Raw genomic sequence first — 16205 nt, forward strand, 5'->3', positions numbered from 1 at the left:
AACCGTCGTGCGCGCACATTCGTTCCCTTCATCCGCAACAGCCGGGCGTGATGGGCCCGCGCATCTCCCGCGTCGCAGCGTTGCGCGCGGCGAGTTCCTCGTCAGCAGGGTAGTCGACGCGAACCAGTGACAGGCCGTGGGCCGGTGCCACCGCGACGGACGCCGCACGTTCGCGTTCGTCGAGCAGGGCCGTCATCCACTCGACGCTGCGACGCCCCTCCCCCACGGCCAGGGCCGCGCCGACGAGGCTGCGCACCATCGACCAGCAGAAGGCGTCGGCGCTGACATGGGCGGTGAGGATGTCACCTTCGCGGGTCCAGTCGTATCGCTGCAGTTCACGTACGGTCGTCGCACCCTCCCGCCGCTTGCAGAAGGCGGCGAAGTCGTGCAGGCCGAGCAGCGACTGCGACGCGCGTTGCATCGCATCGAGATCGACGGCCTTCGGCCACGCGACGGTGTCGCGGGCACGCAGCGGCTCGGCGCCGTACACCGCTGTGGTGAGGCGGTATTCGTAGTGGCGCCGGATCGCCGAGAAACGCGCGTCGAAATGTTCGGGGGCGACGGAGATCCCGGTGACCCGCACGTCGCGGGGCAGGAACCGTGCGAGACGGCGGACCCAGCGCGACGGATCGTCGGGCAGCACCGCGGTGGGGACGTCGACGTGGGCGACCTGCCCGGAAGCGTGCACGCCGGCGTCGGTGCGACCGGCGACGGTGAGCAGCACGGGGGTGCGGACGATCGCGGAGAGCTTTTCCTCGATCTCCCCGCACACCGTGCGACGTCCGGGCTGCCGTGCCCAGCCGGAGAAGTCGGTGCCGTCGTACGCGATGTCGAGTCGCAGACGGGTTGTCTCGTGAGAAGCCACGAGCCCGCCGCCCTCGGAAGGGTCGGCGGGCTCGTGAGCTTCAGCAGATGCCGAAACCAAGTGGATTAGTCCTTCTTGGCCTCGTCCGCCTCGGGTGCGTCGGCAGCCGTGGCGTTGGTGTCCTCGACACCCTCGACGACGGCGTCGGCGTTCGCGACCTCGGCGTCGGTGGCCTCGGCCTCGACGGCCTGGACCGCGTTGTCCTCGGCGGGTGCCTGCGAGGCGGCGACGCGGCGAGCGCGGTCGGCCTCGGAGGTGACGGTCTTCTCGCGCACCAGCTCGATGATGGCCATGGGGGCGTTGTCGCCCTTGCGCGGCATCGTCTTGATGATGCGGGTGTAACCGCCGTTGCGGTCCTCGAAGGAGGGACCGATCTCCGCGAACAGCGAGTGGACGACGTCCTTGTTGCGGATGACCTTCAGCACCTCACGACGCGAGGCCAGCGTGCCGGCCTTGGCGTGCGTGACGAGCTTCTCGGCGTACGGGCGCAGGGCCTTGGCCTTGGCCTCGGTGGTGGTGATGCGGCCGTGCTCGAAGAGCGCGGTGGCCAGGTTGGCCATGAGCGCCTTCTGATGCGAGGCCGATCCGCCGAAGCGGGCGCCCTTCTTGGGCTTGGGCATGATTTTCTCCTAGTAACGGACCGTGAGCTGCTACAGCTGCTCGGTCTCGGCGTAGTCCTCGTTGCCGTCGTTGTCACCGAAGGAGCCGGCCTCGGTATCGCTCCAGGTACCGGTCGCGGCGTCGTAGCCGGCGACGGTGCTGGGGTCGAACGATGCCGGGCTGTCCTTGAGGGACAGGCCGAGCGAGTGCAGCTTGACCTTGACCTCGTCGATGGACTTCTGGCCGAAGTTGCGGATGTCGAGCAGGTCGGATTCCGTCCGTGCCACGAGCTCGCCGACGGTGTGGACACCTTCGCGCTTGAGGCAGTTGTAGGACCGGACCGTGAGGTCGAGGTCCTCGATCGGAAGTCCGAAGGAGGCGATGTGGTCGGCCTCGGCGGGCGAGGGACCGATCTCGATGCCTTCTGCTTCGACGTTCAGCTCACGAGCCAGACCGAAGAGCTCCACGAGGGTCTTGCCCGCCGAGGCGAGCGCGTCCCGCGCGCTGATCGAGTTCTTGGTCTCCACGTCGAGAATGAGCCGATCGAAGTCGGTGCGCTGCTCGACGCGGGTCGCTTCCACCTTGTACGTCACCTTGAGCACCGGCGAGTAGATCGAGTCGACCGGGATACGGCCGATCTCGGCGCCGGACGCCTTGTTCTGCACGGCAGGAACGTAGCCGCGACCGCGCTCGACGACGAGCTCGATCTCCAGCTTGCCCTTGTCGTTCAGGGTGGCGATGTGCAGATCCGGGTTGTGGATGGTGACACCGGCCGGGGGCACGATGTCGCCGGCCGTGACGGTGCCCGGCCCCTGCTTGCGGACATACATGGTGACCGGCTCGTCCTCTTCGGAGCTCACCACGAGACCCTTGAGGTTCAGGATGATGTCGGTGACATCCTCCTTCACCCCGGGAACGGTGGTGAACTCGTGGAGAACGCCGTCGATGCGGATGCTGGTGACAGCGGCGCCCGGGATCGACGAGAGCAGGGTGCGACGAAGCGAGTTGCCGAGGGTGTACCCGAAGCCAGGCTCGAGCGGCTCGATGACGAACTTCGAGCGGTTTTCAGCGATGACCTCTTCGGTCAGTGCGGGTCGCTGAGAGATGAGCATCTGTTGCCTCCTTGTGGGCGTCCGCCATATGACGCCCTAGTGGAATGGAGCGGTGTCCTCCCGCCCGGACGGACCGGAGGACACCACGACACCGAGGTGTCTTACTTCGAGTAGTACTCGACGATCAGCTGTTCCTGCAGCGGGATGTCGATCTGCGCGCGCTCGGGGAGCTGGTGGACCAGCACTCGCAGACGCGGGCCGACGACCTGCAGCCAACCCGGAACCGGGCGCTCGCCCTGGGTCTCGCGGGCGACCTGGAAGGGCAGCGTGCTCAGCGACTTCTCGCGGACATCGATGATGTCGTACTGCGAGACGCGGTAGCTGGGGATGTCGACCTTCTTGCCGTTGACCAGGAAGTGGCCGTGGCTCACCAGCTGGCGGGCCTGACGACGCGTGCGGGCGAGGCCGGCACGGTAGACGACGTTGTCCAGGCGCGACTCGAGGATGACCAGCAGAACCTCACCGGTCTTGCCGGGGCGGCTTGCGGCCTCTTCGTAGTAGCGACGGAACTGCTTCTCCATGACGCCGTACGAGAAGCGGGCCTTCTGCTTCTCCTGCAGCTGGAGCAGGTACTCGCTCTCCTTGATCCGCGCGCGGCCGTGCTGGCCGGGCGGGTAGGGGCGACGCTCGAAGGCCTGATCGCCTCCGACCAGGTCGACACGGAGACGACGCGACTTACGGGTAACGGGACCGGTATAACGAGCCATTTTTCTTTACCTTCCTTTCCCGTTAGACGCGACGCCGCTTGGGCGGACGGCAACCGTTGTGGGGCTGCGGGGTGACATCGGAGATGGTGCCGACCTCGAGGCCTGCGGCCTGGAGGGAACGGATCGCCGTCTCGCGGCCCGAGCCCGGGCCCTTGACGAAGACGTCGACCTTCTTGACACCGTGTTCCTGCGCCTTGCGGGCGGCGTTCTCGGCGGCGAGCTGTGCGGCGAACGGGGTCGACTTGCGCGAACCCTTGAAGCCGACGTGGCCGGAGGACGCCCAGGAGATCACGTTGCCCTGCGGGTCCGTGATGGACACGATGGTGTTGTTGAACGTGCTCTTGATGTGAGCGGCACCGTGCGGAACGTTCTTCTTGTCCCTGCGCCGTGCCTTCTGGGTCTTCTTCGGACCGGTGCTGCGTGACTTGGGAGGCATTACTTCTTCTTTCCTGCGACGGTGCGCTTCGGACCCTTGCGGGTGCGGGCGTTGGTCTTGGTGCGCTGTCCACGCACGGGCAGACCACGACGGTGTCGCAGGCCCTGGTAGCAGCCGATCTCGATCTTGCGGCGGATGTCCGCCTGAACCTCGCGACGGAGGTCACCCTCGACCTTGTAGCTCTCCTCGATGTACTCGCGGAGCTTGGCGAGGTCCTCGTCCGTCAGATCCTTGCTGCGCAGGTCCGGGTTGACACCCGTGGCCTCGAGGATCTCCTGGGAGCGGGTACGGCCGATGCCGTAGATGTACGTGAGTGCGATCTCCATCCGCTTTTCGCGGGGAAGATCGACACCTGCGAGACGTGCCATGTGGCATTCCTATTCGGTGTGCGGAGGTCTGCTCCCAGCCCGTCCCCTGCGTCGAAGAACTGTGTGATTCAAAAACACAGTGGGGCCCCGGCCTCCGTACCGGGGGTTGATCGCGCAGCTCCTCGACGGATCGAGGATCGTAACCACGCGACTGGTGCTGGAAGGTCTTCGTGCTTGTTGCCAAGCAGATCTTCGAGACGAAGGTGGATCTAGCCCTGACGCTGCTTGTGACGCAGGTTCTCGCAGATCACCATGACCCGACCGTTACGGCGGATCACCTTGCACTTCTCGCAGATCTTCTTGACGCTAGGCTGAACCTTCACGTAAGTCCGATCTCCTGTATGTGCGCCGCCGGACACGGCAGAGCCGGCCCGGCGACATGATTCTCCCCGACCGTGTGGCCGGGGAAGCTTCGTTACTTGTAGCGGTAGACGATGCGTCCACGCGTGAGGTCGTAGGGAGAAAGCTCCACGACAACGCGGTCCTCGGGAAGGATACGAATGTAGTGCTGACGCATCTTTCCGCTGATGTGGGCGAGAACCTTGTGCCCGTTCTCCAGCTCGATGCGGAACATCGCATTGGGCAGCGGTTCGATTACCCGGCCCTCGACCTCGATTGCCCCGTCTTTCTTAGCCATATCCTCCGCGATCCGTTGTTCGGCGTTGTGGTTGCATCGGCATCCGTTACCGTGACGCTCGGCAACTCCGGGACCGGACACGAACCGAGATTCGAAGGAATTCGACACGGGACCGATCGGAGCGCAGCGCGCACCACCGATCAATGGTACGGGAAGTTGACCGTCCAGGACAAATGAGCTCCGGCACACTCGTGCCCACGACCAGGAGGAGGACCGCACGTGCGGGCGTTGATCCAGCGGGTGACCACGGCGGCGGTGGCGGTCGACGGAGCCGAGGTGGCTCGCATCACGCCGGCCGAAGACGGTCACGGTCTGCTCGTGCTGGTCGGCGTCACGCACGACGACGACGAGACCAAGGCCGCGACGCTCGCCCGGAAGGTGTGGACGATGCGCATCCTCGAGGACGAGCGATCCGCCTCCGACGTCGACGCCCCGATCCTGGTGGTCAGCCAGTTCACGCTCATGGCCGACACGAGGAAGAGCAGGCGTCCGTCGTGGTCGGCCGCCGCTCCCCGCCCGATCGCCGAACCTCTCGTCGATGCGTTCGCGAACGCTCTACGAGATCTCGGCGCGACGGTGGAGACCGGGAAGTTCGGGGCCCACATGGAGGTGAGCCTCGTCAACGACGGACCGGTCACGCTCCTCGTCGACGTATGACGCCGCGGAGTACGACCGCTCGCGTCACTCCGGCCGGACGGTGAGGATACGGGGGCCGTCCTCGGTGACCGCTACCGTGTGCTCCCAGTGCGCGGCCCGGCTGCCGTCGACGGTCACCACCGTCCACTCGTCGTCGAGGACCTCGGTCTCGTAGGTACCGAGGGTGAGCATCGGCTCGACGGCGAGCACCGATCCGACGACGAGCTTCGGGCCCTTGCCCGGCTTGCCTTCGTTGGGGAGGAACGGATCCATGTGCATCTCGCGCCCGATACCGTGACCGCCGTAGCCGTCGACGATGCCGTACAAGCGGCCGTGCACCTTCTCGGCGGCATGCGTGCCTTGCTCGATCGCATGCGAGACGTCGGTCAGGCGGTTGCCCGGGAGCATCGCCGCGATACCGGCCTCGAGCGACAGACGGGTGGCCTCGCTCAGGTCGATGTCGGCCTGCGACAGCTCCCCGATCCCGAAGGTCCATGCCGAGTCGCCGTGCCAGCCGTCGAGGATCGCGCCGCAGTCGATCGACACGAGGTCGCCCTCGGCGAGCACCACCGACACCGACGGGATGCCGTGGACGACGACCTCGTTGACCGACGAACAGATCGAACCGGTGAAGCCGTGGTAGCCCAGGAAGGACGGAACGGCCCCCGCATCGCGGATGACCGATTCCGCCACCTGGTCGAGTTCCAGGGTGCTCACGCCCGGCTTGGCGGCCTCGCGCACTGCGACGAGTGCGGCACCGACCACGGCTCCCGCCGCCGCCATCGCGTCGAGTTCACCCGAGGTGCGGAACGGAACCACTGAGCGCTTGCGCCCGAAACCCATGTCGAACTACCCGTCTACTTTCCGAGTGCGGACAGAGCCCGCGAATTGATCTCCTCGACCTCACCGATCGCGTCGACCGTGATGATCGAGTCGGCGTAGTAGTCGAGCAGCGGGGCCGTCTCCTCACGGTAGACCCGGAGACGGTTGCGGATCACGTCTTCGGTGTCGTCGGCGCGACCGCGGGCGAGCATGCGCTCGACCACGACGTCCTCGTCGATGACGAAGGACAGCACGCCGTCGAGCTCGACACCGAGATCCTTCAGGATGTTCTCGAGTTCCTTGGCCTGCTCCACGCTGCGCGGGAAGCCGTCGAGGAGGAAGCCGTTGGCGGCGTCGGGCTCGGCCAGACGCTCACGCACCATGTTGTTGGTGATCTCGGCGGGAACGAGCTCCCCCGCGTCGATGTACTTCTTGGCCTCGACGCCGAGCGGGGTGCCCTGCCCGATGTTCGCGCGGAAAAGATCGCCCGTCGAGATGGCGGGGACGCCGAGCTTCTCGGACAGAATCGCGGCCTGTGTGCCCTTGCCGGCACCGGGAGGACCGAGCAGTACAAGTCTCACTTGAGGAACCCTTCGTAGTTGCGCTGCATCAGTTGACTTTCGATCTGCTTGACAGTGTCCAGCGCGACACTGACGAGAATGAGAACCGCGGCGCCACCGAAGATGCTCGAGGCCGTCTGGCTGCCGGACAGGAAGAAGTTCGGCAGCGTCGCGATGAGACCGAGGTAGATCGAGCCCGGAACCGTGATGCGGTTGAGCACGAAACTGAGATATTCGGCGGTCGGGCGACCGGGGCGGATGCCCGGGATGAAGCCGCCGTATTTCTTCATCTCGTCGGCCCGCTCCTCCGGATTGAAGGTGATGGCGACGTAGAAGAAGACGAAGAACACGATCAGGGCGAAGTAGATCGCGATGTAGACCGGGTTGTTCGGATTGACCAGGTACTCGTTGATGATCCGCTGCCACCAACTCGGATCCGGGTTCGTCGTGGCACCGGTGAGCTGCGCGACGAGATTGGGCAGGTACAGCAGCGACGACGCGAAGATGACGGGGATGATGCCCGCCTGGTTGACCTTCAGCGGCAGGTAGGTCGACGAACCGCCGTACATACGACGGCCGACCATGCGCTTGGCGTACTGCACCGGGATCCGGCGCTGACCCTGCTCGATGAACACGACACCCGTGATGAGGGCCAGGGCCACGACGCAGACGATCGCGAAGACGAGGCCGCCGCGGGATTCGAGGATCATGCGACCCTCGCTCGGCAGCGCGGCCGCGATACCGGCGAAGATCAGCAGCGACATGCCGTTGCCGACACCGCGTTCGGTGATGAGCTCACCGAACCACATGACGACGGCGGCACCGGCGGTCATCACCAGCACGATGACGACCATCCCGAAGATGCTGTCGTCGGCGAGGATCGGCTCCGAGCAGCCCTGCAGCAGCTGCCCTCGGGCGGCGAGCGCGACGATGCCGGTGGCCTGCAGGACGGCGAGCGCGACGGCGAGATAACGCGTGTACTGCGTCATCTTGGCCTGGCCGGACTGGCCCTCCTTGCGCAGTTCCTCGAAGCGTGGAATGACCACGGTGAGCAGCTGGACGATGATGCTCGCGGTGATGAACGGCATGATGCCGATCGCGAAGACCGACAACTGCAGTAGCGCGCCGCCGGAGAACAGATTGATCAGCGAGTAGATGCCGGCCTGCTCGCTGCCGGCGAGCTGATCGACACAGGCCTGGACGTTGCCGTAGTCGACGCCCGGGGACGGCACGGTAGCACCGAGGCGGTACAGCGCCACGAGCCCGAGGGCGATGAGAATCTTCCGCCTCAGGTCCGGTGTCCTGAGGGCCGAGACGAAGGCGGAAAGCAAAGATCCTCCTGGCGGGCCGATCGGGGACGACGGATCGAGAGGGATCCGTCGGACGGTAGACAACTCTGAAACTCTAACAGTGGGCCCCGATGAGAGGCGTAGCCCGGTAGCCTATGTCACCGCTGCGAACGCAGCTTGGGACACCGGTGCGAACGCGCGAACGGCCGCGGTGCAGGTATCTGCACCGCGGCCGTTCGACAGCCGTGACTCACACGCGAAAGTACAGGTCAGGCCTGGACGGTCGCGCTGCCACCGGCTGCAGCGATCTTCTCCTGAGCGGAGGCCGAGAACTTGTCGGCGGTGACCTGCACGGCCACCGTCAGCTCGCCTTCGCCGAGGACCTTGACGAGCTGGTTCTTGCGAACCAGACCCTTCGCCACGAGGTCCGCGACACCGATCTGTCCACCCTCGGGGAACACGCGAGCGATGTCCCCGACGTTGACGATCTGGTACTCGGTACGGAATGCGTTCTTGAAGCCCTTGAGCTTCGGCAGACGCATGTGGATGGGCATCTGGCCACCCTCGAAGGCCGGCGACACGTTCTTGCGTGCCTTCGTGCCCTTCGTACCGCGGCCGGCGGTCTTGCCCTTCGAACCCTCACCGCGTCCGACGCGGGTCTTGTCCGTCTTCGCACCCGGAGCCGGGCGCAGGTGATGCAGCTTGATGGTCATTCTCAGACCTCCTCAACGGTGACGAGGTGACGCACCACGTTGATGAGGCCACGATTCTGCGCATTGTCCTCGCGGACGACGGACTGGCGGATCTTCCGCAGACCGAGGGTCCGGAGGCTGTCGCGCTGATTCGACTTGGCCCCGATGGTGCTCTTGATCTGGGTGATCTTCAGCTCTGCCATTACTTCACGCTCCCAGCAGCCTGTGCACGTGCGCGCAGCATGCCGGCGGGGGCAACTTCCTCGAGGGTGAGGCCACGGCGAGCCGCGACTTCCTCGGGACGCTGCAGACCCTTGAGGGCCGCAACCGTCGCGTGCACCACATTGATGGCGTTGTCGGAGCCGAGCGACTTCGACAGGATGTCGTGGACACCCGCACACTCCAACACCGCGCGCACAGCGCCACCGGCGATGACACCGGTACCGGGGGAAGCCGGACGCAGCAGGACGACACCGGCTGCAGCCTCTCCCTGGACGGGGTGGGTGATGGTTCCGCCGATGAGCGGGACGCGGAAGAAGTTCTTGCGAGCTTCCTCGACACCCTTCTGGATGGCCGCGGGAACTTCCTTGGCCTTGCCGTAGCCGACGCCGACCAGGCCGTTGCCGTCGCCCACGATCACCAGAGCGGTGAAGCTGAAGCGACGACCGCCCTTGACGACCTTCGACACACGGTTGATCGAGACGACACGCTCGATGTAGTTCGACTTCTCGGCAGCGTTGCCGCCGCGCGAGTCGCGGTCGCGGCGGTCGCGACCGCCACGGTTGTCACCGCTGTTGGGGTTCTGTCCGGCGGGGCCGTTGCCGCCGTCACGCCGCTGACGTCCCGGCATCAGGCGTTCCTTCCGTTCGAGAAAATGGTCATCAGAACTTCACCCCGCTTTCGCGAGCCGCGTCCGCGAGGGCCGCGATGCGTCCGCTGTAGGTGTGGCCACCGCGGTCGAAGACCACGGCTTCCACGCCGGCAGCCTTCGCGCGCTCGGCGATCAACTGACCGACCTTCGCGCCGCGAGCCTTCTTGTCGCCCTCGAGAGCGCGCACATCGGGTTCGATGGACGACGCTGCGGCGAGAGTGGTGCCCGTCAGGTCGTCGACCAGCTGCACGTGCAGGTGGCGCGAGGACCGGTTGACGACGAGGCGGGGACGCTCGGCGGTGCCGGAGATCTTCTTGCGGAGGCGGAAGTGACGACGCGTCTTCGAAAGGCGACGCGTGGTGGAGGCGTCCTTGCCGCGCGGGATGCGCTTGGCCTTCTGGTTCTCGGTCTGGCTCATGATCACTTACCCGTCTTTCCGACCTTGCGACGGACCTGTTCACCCTCGTAGCGGATGCCCTTGCCCTTGTAGGGGTCGGACTTGCGCAGCCGGCGGATGTTGGCCGCGATCTGGCCGACCTTCTGCTTGTCGATGCCCGAGATCGAGAAGCGCGTGGGGTTCTCGACGGCGAACGTGATGCCCTCGGGCGCCTCGATCAGCACGGGGTGGCTGTAGCCGAGCGAGAACTCGAGGTCCTTGCCCTTGAGGGCCACGCGGTAGCCGACGCCGTGGATCTCCATCTTGGTGGTGTAACCCTCGGTGACACCGACGATGAGGTTCTGCACGAGCGTCCGCGACAGGCCGTGCAGCGCGCGGCTGCGACGCTCGTCGTTCGGGCGCGTGACGTTGATTGCCCCGTCCTCACCCTTGGCGACGGCGATCGGCTCGGCGATCGTCAGGGACAGGTTGCCCTTGGGGCCCTTGACTGCAACATCCTGGCCGTCGATGGTGATCTCGACGCCCGAAGGAACTGCAACGGGGAGTTTTCCGATTCGCGACATTGTGGTGGCCTCCCTTTACCAGACGTAGGCGAGGACTTCCCCGCCCACTCCCTGCTTGGCCGCCTGGCGATCGGTGAGCAGGCCGGAGGACGTGGAGATGATCGCCACGCCGAGGCCGCCCAGGACCTTGGGCAGGTTGGTGGATTTCGCGTACACGCGCAGGCCGGGCTTCGACACGCGGCGCACGCCGGCAAGGCTGCGCTCACGGGAAGGTCCGTACTTGAGGTCGACGATGAGGGTCTTGCCCACCTCGGCGTCCTCGGTGCGGTAGTCGGAGATGTAGCCCTCGCGCTTGAGGATCTCGGCGATGTTCACCTTGATCTTCGAGGACGGGAGCTTGACCTCGTCGTGGTACGCCGTGTTGGCGTTACGCAGACGCGTCAAGAAGTCTGCGATGGGGTCGGTCATGGTCATGGCTGACCTGTTCACCTTTCTCGATGCGGTTCCCATGCAACGCCGGAACATGCCGGCCGTGGGCCTACATCGAAACTCGGTTTCGATAGCGGATTCGTCGACGGATCGGCGACGAACCCATGACAGCGTGACAGTGGGCGGAGAACTTCTCGGTCCTCCGCCCACCGCTCACGTCACCAGGAGCTCTTGTGAACTCCCGGAAGTTCTCCGCGGTGTGCCATCTCGCGAAGGCAGATGCGGCAGAGTCCGAACTTGCGGAAGACCGAGTGCGGGCGCCCGCAGCGCTGGCAGCGGGTGTAGGCGCGCACCGCGAACTTCGGCTTCTTGTTGGCCTTGTTGACCAGTGCCTTCTTAGCCATGGGCTCAGTTCTCCTTGAACGGGAAGCCGAGGTGCTTGAGCAGGGCACGGCCTTCTTCGTTGTTGGTAGCGGTGGTCACGACAGTGATGTCCATGCCGCGCGGGCGATCGATCTTGTCCACGTCGATCTCGTGGAACATCGACTGCTCGTTCAGGCCGAACGTGTAGTTGCCGTTGCCGTCGAACTGGTTGCCGTTGAGGCCGCGGAAGTCCCGGATACGGGGAAGCGCGATGGACACGAGACGGTCCAGGAACTCCCACATGCGGTCGCCGCGCAGCGTGACGCGCGCACCGATCGGCATGCCCTCGCGCAGCTTGAACTGTGCGATGGACTTGCGGGCCTTACGGATCTCCGGCTTCTGACCGGTGATGAGCGCGAGGTCGTTGACGGCTCCGTTGATGAGCTTCGCGTCGCGGGCGGCGTCGCCGACACCCATGTTGACGACGACCTTCACGACGCCGGGGATCTGCATGACGTTCGCGTAGTCGAACTCCGCGTTCAGCGCGTCCTTGATCTCGGCGCGGTAGCGGGCCTTCAGGCGCGGCTGGGTCTTGTTCTCGGTGGAAGTCATGTCAGAGGTCCTTCCCGTTCTTCCGGGAAATCCGAACGCGCTTGCCGGTTTCCTCATCGGTGCGGTAGCCCACGCGGGTGGGGTTTCCGTCCGAGTCGACGACCGCAACGTTGGAAACGTGGATCGGGGCCTCCTGCGTCACGATGCCGCCGGAGGAGGCGCCACGCTCGTTCGCAGAGACGGCGGTGTGCTTCTTGATACGGTTCACGCCCTCGACGAGGACCTTGCCGGTCGCCGGGTAGGCCGCGATGACCTTGCCCTTGGCACCCTTGTCCTTGCCCGAGATGACGAGCACGGTGTCACCCTTGTGCACCTTCATCACAGCACCTCCGGAGCGAGCGAGACGATCTTCATGAACCGCTTGTCGCGGAGCTCGCGACCGACGGGTCCGAAGATGCGGGTGCCGCGAGGATCGTTGTCGCCCTTGATGATGACGGCAGCGTTCTCGTCGAACTTGATGTAGGAACCGTCCGGACGGCGGCGCTCCTTGGCGGTGCGCACGATCACGGCCTTGACGACATCGCCACGCTTGACGTTGCCGCCGGGGATCGCGTCCTTGACGGTGGCGACGATGACGTCACCGATTCCGGCGTAGCGACGGGACGAGCCACCGAGAACGCGGATGCAGAGGATCTCCTTGGCACCCGTGTTGTCGGCGACGCGCAGTCGCGACTCCTGCTGGATCACTTACTTCTCCTTGACCTGGATTGGTGTGTACGTCAGATTTCCGACCTGGACGTACGCGGTCGTCGGTTGCCTGCGGCGCACGCGCGAATCACACACGGGTCCCGTAAGCAACCCGTCCAGAGTAGGCCATATACCGTACGCAGGGCAAATTCGCGAATTGTGATGTCACTCCCCACCCCGGAACCGGGCGTGTCGCAGCGACGTCCACCGCTCCCCCACGCGAGGGCTGCACCTACTACCCGACACCTACTACCCGACGCACAGCACCCCACCGCCCGCGGTGCGGGTGGTGGGGTGCTGCATGTTCTCGGTCCTGTCGAGGACGAGGAGGCCTTACTTGGCCTTCTCGAGCACCTCGACCAGACGCCAGCGCTTCGACGCGGACAGCGGACGGGTCTCCATCAGCTGCACGCGGTCGCCGATGCCGGCCAGACCGTTCTCGTCGTGCGCCTTCACCTTGGTCGTACGGCGGATGATCTTGCCGTACAGCGGGTGCTTCACCCGGTCCTCGAGCTCGACGACGATGGTCTTCTCCATCTTGTCCGAGACGACGTAACCGATGCGGACCTTACGGCTCGCGCGCTGTTCCTGGTTGCTCACTGCCTTTTCCTCACTCATGCCACGTCACCCGCATTCGGGCCGGTGGCCAGTCCGAGCTCGCGCTCGCGCAGCACCGTGTAGATACGGGCGATCTCGTTGCGCACCACGCGGAGCCGACGGTTGTTGTCCAGCTGGCCGGTGGCCATCTGGAAGCGGAGGTTGAACAGCTCTTCCTTGGCTTCGCGGAGCTTGTCGGTCAGCTCTTCGTCGCTCAGCTCGCGGAGTTCCGCGGCGGGGGGACCGGTAGCCATCAGAACTGCTCCTCCCTCGTCACGATGCGGCACTTGCAGGGGAGCTTGTGCATCGCGCGACGCAGAGCCTCGCGCGCAATCTCCTCGTTGGGGTAGCTCATCTCGAACAGCACGCGACCGGGCTTGACGTTCGCGACCCACCACTCCGGCGAACCCTTACCGGAACCCATGCGGGTCTCGGCAGGCTTCTTGGTGAGGGGGCGATCCGGGAAGATGTTGATCCAGATCTTGCCGCCACGCTTGATGTGCCGGGTCATGGCGATACGAGCGGACTCGATCTGCCGGTTGGTGATGTAGGCCGGCTCGAGAGCCTGGATGCCGTAGTCACCGAAGGCCACCTGGGTTCCGCCCTTGGCGGCACCCGTACGGCTCGGATGGTGCTGCTTGCGGTGTTTGACCCGCCGGGGGATCAACATTGCGTCAGCCCTCCTTGTTCTCGGTCGAGGCAGGAGCGTCGCTCGATGCGGCGCGGCCGGCCTCGGTGCTCGTCGCGGTGGTGCCCGACGCGCCGGAACGACGCGGGCGGCTCGGACGCTCACGACGCGGCCGGTCGGCGGGAGCAGCTGCAGCAGCAGCGAGCTCACGACGGCCACCGACGATGTCGCCCTTGTAGATCCAGACCTTCACGCCGATGCGGCCGAAGGTGGTCCGTGCCTCGTAGAGGCCGTAATCGATGTCCGCGCGCAGCGTGTGCAGCGGGACGCGACCTTCGCGGTAGAACTCCGAACGCGACATCTCGGCGCCACCGAGGCGGCCCGAGCACTGCACGCGGATGCCCTTGACGTTCGGCTGACGCATGGCCGACTGGATGGCCTTGCGCATCGCACGACGGAAGGCGACACGGTTCGAGAGCTGCTCGGCGACGCCCTGCGCCACGAGCTGAGCCTCGGACTCCGAGTTCTTGACCTCGAGGATGTTCAGCTGGACCTGCTTACCGGTCAGCTTCTCGAGCTCGGCGCGGATGCGATCGGCCTCGGCGCCGCGGCGTCCGATGACGATCCCGGGACGAGCGGTGTGGATGTCCACACGCACACGGTCGCGGGTGCGCTCGATCTCGACCTTCGCGATGCCGGCGCGCTCGAGGCCGGAGGCCAGGAACTTGCGGATCGCGACATCTTCCTTGACGTAGTCCGCGTACTGCTTGTCCGCGTACCAACGAGACTTCCAGTCAGTGGTGACGCCCAGACGGAAGCCGTGCGGGTTGATCTTCTGGCCCACTACTGAGCTCCCTTCCGGCGGTTACGAGTCGAGGCCGACCCGACGCTTTCCACGATCACGGTGATGTGGCTCGACCGCTTGCGGATGCGGAACGCACGGCCCTGGGCACGCGGCTGGAACCGCTTCAGGGTCGCACCCTCGTCCACGTACGCAGTCGCGACGACGAGCGTGCTGGGGTCGAGGTTGTAGTTGTTCTGCGCGTTCGCAGCGGCCGACGCGATCACCTTGGCGACCGGCTCCGCCGCGGCCTGCGGCGCGAACTTGAGGATGGCCAGGGCCTCCTCGACGGACTTACCGCGAACGATGTCGACGACGCGGCGCGCCTTCATCGGGGTCACGCGCACGTGGCGCGCAACAGCCCGAGCGCTGTTGGTGGTGGTTTCAGTGCTCATCGACGCTTGCTCTTCCGGTCGTCCTTGATGTGGCCCTTGAACGTACGGGTCGGCGCGAACTCACCGAGCTTGTGACCGACCATGGACTCCGAGACGAACACCGGCACGTGCTTGCGTCCATCGTGGACAGCGAACGTATGACCGATGAAGTCGGGCAGAATCGTGGAACGGCGCGACCAGGTCTTGATGACCTGCTTGGTGCCCTTCTCGTTCTGCGTGTCCACCTTCGCCAGGAGGTGGTCGTCGACGAACGGGCCCTTCTTGAGGCTGCGTGGCATTCTCTAACTCCCTCCTTGACTAGCGCTTCTTGCCGGTACGGCGACGACGGACGATGAGCTTGTCGGACGCCTTGTTCTTGCGGGTGCGGCCCTCGGGCTTGCCCCACGGGCTGACCGGGTGGCGACCACCCGAGGTCTTGCCCTCGCCACCACCGTGCGGGTGGTCGACCGGGTTCATCACGACACCACGGACGGTCGGGCGCTTGCCCTTCCAGCGCATACGGCCGGCCTTGCCCCAGTTGATGTTCGACTGCTCGGCGTTGCCGACCTCGCCGACGGTGGCGCGGCAGCGCACGTCGACGCGACGGATCTCGCCGGAGGGCATACGCAGCGTGGCGTAGGTGCCTTCCTTACCGAGGAGCTGGATGCTCGCACCGGCGGAGCGGGCCATCTTGGCGCCGCCACCCGGACGCAGCTCGACCGCGTGGATGGTCGTACCCGTCGGGATGTTGCGCAGCGGCAGGTTGTTGCCGGGCTTGATGTCGGCGTTGGGGCCCGACTCGACGGGAGCACCCTGCACGAGGCCCTTGGGGGCGATGATGTAGCGCTTCTCGCCGTCCACGTAGTGGAGCAGCGCGATGCGCGCGGTGCGGTTGGGGTCGTACTCGATGTGAGCGACCTTGGCCGGCACGCCGTCCTTGTCGTTGCGACGGAAATCGATCAGGCGGTAGGCGCGCTTGTGTCCGCCACCCTTGTGACGGGTGGTGATGCGGCCGTGCGCGTTACGTCCACCGCGACCGTGCAGCGGGCGGATCAGCGACTTCTCGGGCGTCGACCGAGTGATCTCGGCGAAGTCCGACACGCTGGCGCCACGGCGGCCCGGCGTAGTCGGCTTGTACTTACGGATTGCCATGAGTCTTCTCGTCCTCTATCTCTCGAG

Annotated in this window: 29 protein-coding genes; 1 reads left to right on the forward strand and 28 read right to left on the reverse strand. The window is 65.7% G+C overall.

What is annotated here, in order from left to right; translation table 11 throughout:
• Positions 1-28: 28 nt before the first annotated feature.
• From truA to infA, 8 genes are all read right to left on the reverse strand, one after another.
• Positions 29-865, reverse strand: coding sequence for a tRNA pseudouridine(38-40) synthase TruA (gene truA, locus IM25_RS00265; RefSeq protein ID WP_230826281.1), 837 nt, complete (start codon positions 863-865; stop codon positions 29-31).
• Between the two features lie 65 nt (positions 866-930).
• On the reverse strand, positions 931-1485 hold the full coding sequence (gene rplQ, locus IM25_RS00270) for a 50S ribosomal protein L17 (RefSeq protein WP_006554582.1): 555 nt from the start codon (positions 1483-1485) through the stop codon (positions 931-933).
• A 30-nt stretch (positions 1486-1515) separates the two neighbouring features.
• Complete coding sequence (locus tag IM25_RS00275) at positions 1516-2577, reverse strand: DNA-directed RNA polymerase subunit alpha (protein WP_006554583.1); 1062 nt, start codon at positions 2575-2577, stop codon at positions 1516-1518.
• Between the two features lie 101 nt (positions 2578-2678).
• Positions 2679-3284, reverse strand: a complete 606-nt coding sequence (gene rpsD, locus IM25_RS00280) for a 30S ribosomal protein S4 (protein ID WP_006554584.1) — start codon at positions 3282-3284, stop codon at positions 2679-2681.
• Positions 3285-3306: 22 nt separating this feature from the next.
• Positions 3307-3720 carry a 30S ribosomal protein S11 gene (gene rpsK / locus IM25_RS00285; protein ID WP_006554585.1) on the reverse strand — a complete coding sequence of 138 codons (414 nt, stop codon included), beginning with the start codon at positions 3718-3720 and terminating at the stop codon, positions 3307-3309.
• On the reverse strand, positions 3720-4088 hold the full coding sequence (rpsM, locus tag IM25_RS00290) for a 30S ribosomal protein S13 (RefSeq protein WP_006554586.1): 369 nt from the start codon (positions 4086-4088) through the stop codon (positions 3720-3722). Before rpsM ends, rpsK begins: the two co-directional genes overlap by 1 nt.
• A gap of 209 nt (positions 4089-4297) precedes the next feature.
• Complete coding sequence (rpmJ, locus tag IM25_RS00295; RefSeq protein ID WP_003938068.1) at positions 4298-4411, reverse strand: 50S ribosomal protein L36; 114 nt, start codon at positions 4409-4411, stop codon at positions 4298-4300.
• A gap of 92 nt (positions 4412-4503) precedes the next feature.
• Entirely contained in the window at positions 4504-4725 is a 222-nt protein-coding gene (gene infA / locus IM25_RS25900) for a translation initiation factor IF-1 (protein WP_006554587.1), read from the reverse strand.
• 219 nt (positions 4726-4944) lie between these two features.
• On the opposite strand from infA, the gene dtd reads away from it, so the two are divergent.
• The gene (gene dtd, locus IM25_RS00305) at positions 4945-5382 is read left to right on the forward strand and encodes a D-aminoacyl-tRNA deacylase (RefSeq protein WP_033096992.1); all 438 of its coding nucleotides are present in this window, start codon (positions 4945-4947) and stop codon (positions 5380-5382) included.
• 24 nt (positions 5383-5406) lie between these two features.
• On the opposite strand, the gene map is transcribed toward dtd, so the two are convergent.
• The 20 genes from map to rplB all read right to left on the reverse strand — a co-directional run bounded on the left by map (position 5407) and on the right by rplB (position 16178).
• On the reverse strand, positions 5407-6204 hold the full coding sequence (map, locus tag IM25_RS00310; protein WP_006554589.1) for a type I methionyl aminopeptidase: 798 nt from the start codon (positions 6202-6204) through the stop codon (positions 5407-5409).
• A 14-nt stretch (positions 6205-6218) separates the two neighbouring features.
• Complete coding sequence (locus tag IM25_RS00315; RefSeq protein ID WP_006554590.1) at positions 6219-6764, reverse strand: adenylate kinase; 546 nt, start codon at positions 6762-6764, stop codon at positions 6219-6221.
• Positions 6761-8074, reverse strand: a complete 1314-nt coding sequence (gene secY, locus IM25_RS00320; protein ID WP_006554591.1) for a preprotein translocase subunit SecY — start codon at positions 8072-8074, stop codon at positions 6761-6763. Before secY ends, IM25_RS00315 begins: the two co-directional genes overlap by 4 nt.
• Positions 8075-8301: 227 nt before the next feature.
• On the reverse strand, positions 8302-8745 hold the full coding sequence (gene rplO, locus IM25_RS00325; protein WP_006554592.1) for a 50S ribosomal protein L15: 444 nt from the start codon (positions 8743-8745) through the stop codon (positions 8302-8304).
• Positions 8746-8747: 2 nt separating this feature from the next.
• Positions 8748-8927, reverse strand: coding sequence for a 50S ribosomal protein L30 (rpmD, locus tag IM25_RS00330; RefSeq protein ID WP_006554593.1), 180 nt, complete (start codon positions 8925-8927; stop codon positions 8748-8750).
• Entirely contained in the window at positions 8927-9574 is a 648-nt protein-coding gene (gene rpsE / locus IM25_RS00335) for a 30S ribosomal protein S5 (protein ID WP_006554594.1), read from the reverse strand. Before rpsE ends, rpmD begins: the two co-directional genes overlap by 1 nt.
• 31 nt (positions 9575-9605) lie before the next feature.
• The gene (gene rplR, locus IM25_RS00340; RefSeq protein ID WP_065996446.1) at positions 9606-10013 is read right to left on the reverse strand and encodes a 50S ribosomal protein L18; all 408 of its coding nucleotides are present in this window, start codon (positions 10011-10013) and stop codon (positions 9606-9608) included.
• A 2-nt stretch (positions 10014-10015) separates the two neighbouring features.
• Positions 10016-10555, reverse strand: coding sequence for a 50S ribosomal protein L6 (gene rplF / locus IM25_RS00345; protein ID WP_006554596.1), 540 nt, complete (start codon positions 10553-10555; stop codon positions 10016-10018).
• A 15-nt stretch (positions 10556-10570) separates the two neighbouring features.
• Positions 10571-10969, reverse strand: a complete 399-nt coding sequence (gene rpsH, locus IM25_RS00350; protein ID WP_006554597.1) for a 30S ribosomal protein S8 — start codon at positions 10967-10969, stop codon at positions 10571-10573.
• Between the two features lie 173 nt (positions 10970-11142).
• The gene (locus tag IM25_RS00355) at positions 11143-11328 is read right to left on the reverse strand and encodes a type Z 30S ribosomal protein S14 (protein ID WP_006554598.1); all 186 of its coding nucleotides are present in this window, start codon (positions 11326-11328) and stop codon (positions 11143-11145) included.
• Between the two features lie 4 nt (positions 11329-11332).
• Positions 11333-11899: a 50S ribosomal protein L5 gene (gene rplE, locus IM25_RS00360; RefSeq protein ID WP_006554599.1), complete on the reverse strand. Its 567-nt coding sequence runs from the start codon at positions 11897-11899 to the stop codon at positions 11333-11335.
• Position 11900: 1 nt separating this feature from the next.
• Positions 11901-12218 (reverse strand): 50S ribosomal protein L24, encoded by a 318-nt coding sequence (gene rplX, locus IM25_RS00365; protein ID WP_006554600.1) that lies wholly within the window; start codon positions 12216-12218, stop codon positions 11901-11903.
• A complete protein-coding gene (gene rplN / locus IM25_RS00370; RefSeq protein WP_006554601.1) occupies positions 12218-12586 on the reverse strand; it encodes a 50S ribosomal protein L14 in 369 nt (122 codons plus the stop codon). The genes rplX and rplN overlap by 1 nt, the downstream gene beginning before the upstream one ends.
• Before the next feature lie 333 nt (positions 12587-12919).
• Positions 12920-13204 (reverse strand): 30S ribosomal protein S17, encoded by a 285-nt coding sequence (gene rpsQ / locus IM25_RS00375; protein WP_024101619.1) that lies wholly within the window; start codon positions 13202-13204, stop codon positions 12920-12922.
• Positions 13201-13437, reverse strand: coding sequence for a 50S ribosomal protein L29 (rpmC, locus tag IM25_RS00380; RefSeq protein WP_065995628.1), 237 nt, complete (start codon positions 13435-13437; stop codon positions 13201-13203). Before rpmC ends, rpsQ begins: the two co-directional genes overlap by 4 nt.
• Positions 13437-13853, reverse strand: coding sequence for a 50S ribosomal protein L16 (gene rplP / locus IM25_RS00385; protein WP_006554604.1), 417 nt, complete (start codon positions 13851-13853; stop codon positions 13437-13439). The genes rpmC and rplP overlap by 1 nt, the downstream gene beginning before the upstream one ends.
• A gap of 4 nt (positions 13854-13857) precedes the next feature.
• Complete coding sequence (gene rpsC, locus IM25_RS00390; RefSeq protein ID WP_006554605.1) at positions 13858-14655, reverse strand: 30S ribosomal protein S3; 798 nt, start codon at positions 14653-14655, stop codon at positions 13858-13860.
• Positions 14655-15047 (reverse strand): 50S ribosomal protein L22, encoded by a 393-nt coding sequence (gene rplV / locus IM25_RS00395; protein ID WP_006554606.1) that lies wholly within the window; start codon positions 15045-15047, stop codon positions 14655-14657. Before rplV ends, rpsC begins: the two co-directional genes overlap by 1 nt.
• Positions 15044-15325, reverse strand: a complete 282-nt coding sequence (rpsS, locus tag IM25_RS00400) for a 30S ribosomal protein S19 (RefSeq protein WP_003938088.1) — start codon at positions 15323-15325, stop codon at positions 15044-15046. Before rpsS ends, rplV begins: the two co-directional genes overlap by 4 nt.
• Before the next feature lie 19 nt (positions 15326-15344).
• Positions 15345-16178, reverse strand: a complete 834-nt coding sequence (gene rplB / locus IM25_RS00405) for a 50S ribosomal protein L2 (protein WP_006554607.1) — start codon at positions 16176-16178, stop codon at positions 15345-15347.
• Positions 16179-16205: the final 27 nt, after the last annotated feature.

The organism is Rhodococcus sp. p52 (genome assembly GCF_000763325.2).
GTDB classification, from domain to species: Bacteria; Actinomycetota; Actinomycetes; order Mycobacteriales; family Mycobacteriaceae; genus Rhodococcus; species Rhodococcus pyridinivorans.

Bases quoted from the DNA above. Each gene is read 5' to 3' on its own strand.
- rplE (WP_006554599.1), bottom strand. From the start codon at position 11,899: ATGACTTCCACCGAGAACAAGACCCAGCCGCGCCTGAAGGCCCGCTAC.
- rpmD (WP_006554593.1), bottom strand. From the start codon at position 8,927: ATGGCAGAGCTGAAGATCACCCAGATCAAGAGCACCATCGGGGCCAAG.
- IM25_RS00355 (WP_006554598.1), bottom strand. From the start codon at position 11,328: ATGGCTAAGAAGGCACTGGTCAACAAGGCCAACAAGAAGCCGAAGTTC.
- rpsM (WP_006554586.1), bottom strand. From the start codon at position 4,088: ATGGCACGTCTCGCAGGTGTCGATCTTCCCCGCGAAAAGCGGATGGAG.
- rplX (WP_006554600.1), bottom strand. From the start codon at position 12,218: ATGAAGGTGCACAAGGGTGACACCGTGCTCGTCATCTCGGGCAAGGAC.
- rplP (WP_006554604.1), bottom strand. From the start codon at position 13,853: ATGTTGATCCCCCGGCGGGTCAAACACCGCAAGCAGCACCATCCGAGC.
- rpsD (WP_006554584.1), bottom strand. From the start codon at position 3,284: ATGGCTCGTTATACCGGTCCCGTTACCCGTAAGTCGCGTCGTCTCCGT.
- rpsQ (WP_024101619.1), bottom strand. From the start codon at position 13,204: ATGAGTGAGGAAAAGGCAGTGAGCAACCAGGAACAGCGCGCGAGCCGT.
- rplF (WP_006554596.1), bottom strand. From the start codon at position 10,555: ATGTCGCGAATCGGAAAACTCCCCGTTGCAGTTCCTTCGGGCGTCGAG.
- rplO (WP_006554592.1), bottom strand. From the start codon at position 8,745: ATGACCATCAAGCTGCATCACCTGCGCCCGGCTCCGGGTGCGAAGACG.
- infA (WP_006554587.1), bottom strand. From the start codon at position 4,725: ATGGCTAAGAAAGACGGGGCAATCGAGGTCGAGGGCCGGGTAATCGAA.
- rpsE (WP_006554594.1), bottom strand. From the start codon at position 9,574: ATGCCGGGACGTCAGCGGCGTGACGGCGGCAACGGCCCCGCCGGACAG.
- rpmC (WP_065995628.1), bottom strand. From the start codon at position 13,437: ATGGCTACCGGTCCCCCCGCCGCGGAACTCCGCGAGCTGAGCGACGAA.
- IM25_RS00275 (WP_006554583.1), bottom strand. From the start codon at position 2,577: ATGCTCATCTCTCAGCGACCCGCACTGACCGAAGAGGTCATCGCTGAA.
- rpsH (WP_006554597.1), bottom strand. From the start codon at position 10,969: ATGACCATGACCGACCCCATCGCAGACTTCTTGACGCGTCTGCGTAAC.
- rplB (WP_006554607.1), bottom strand. From the start codon at position 16,178: ATGGCAATCCGTAAGTACAAGCCGACTACGCCGGGCCGCCGTGGCGCC.
- rpsS (WP_003938088.1), bottom strand. From the start codon at position 15,325: ATGCCACGCAGCCTCAAGAAGGGCCCGTTCGTCGACGACCACCTCCTG.
- rplR (WP_065996446.1), bottom strand. From the start codon at position 10,013: ATGAGCCAGACCGAGAACCAGAAGGCCAAGCGCATCCCGCGCGGCAAG.
- rpsK (WP_006554585.1), bottom strand. From the start codon at position 3,720: ATGCCTCCCAAGTCACGCAGCACCGGTCCGAAGAAGACCCAGAAGGCA.
- rplV (WP_006554606.1), bottom strand. From the start codon at position 15,047: ATGAGCACTGAAACCACCACCAACAGCGCTCGGGCTGTTGCGCGCCAC.
- rplQ (WP_006554582.1), bottom strand. From the start codon at position 1,485: ATGCCCAAGCCCAAGAAGGGCGCCCGCTTCGGCGGATCGGCCTCGCAT.
- map (WP_006554589.1), bottom strand. From the start codon at position 6,204: ATGGGTTTCGGGCGCAAGCGCTCAGTGGTTCCGTTCCGCACCTCGGGT.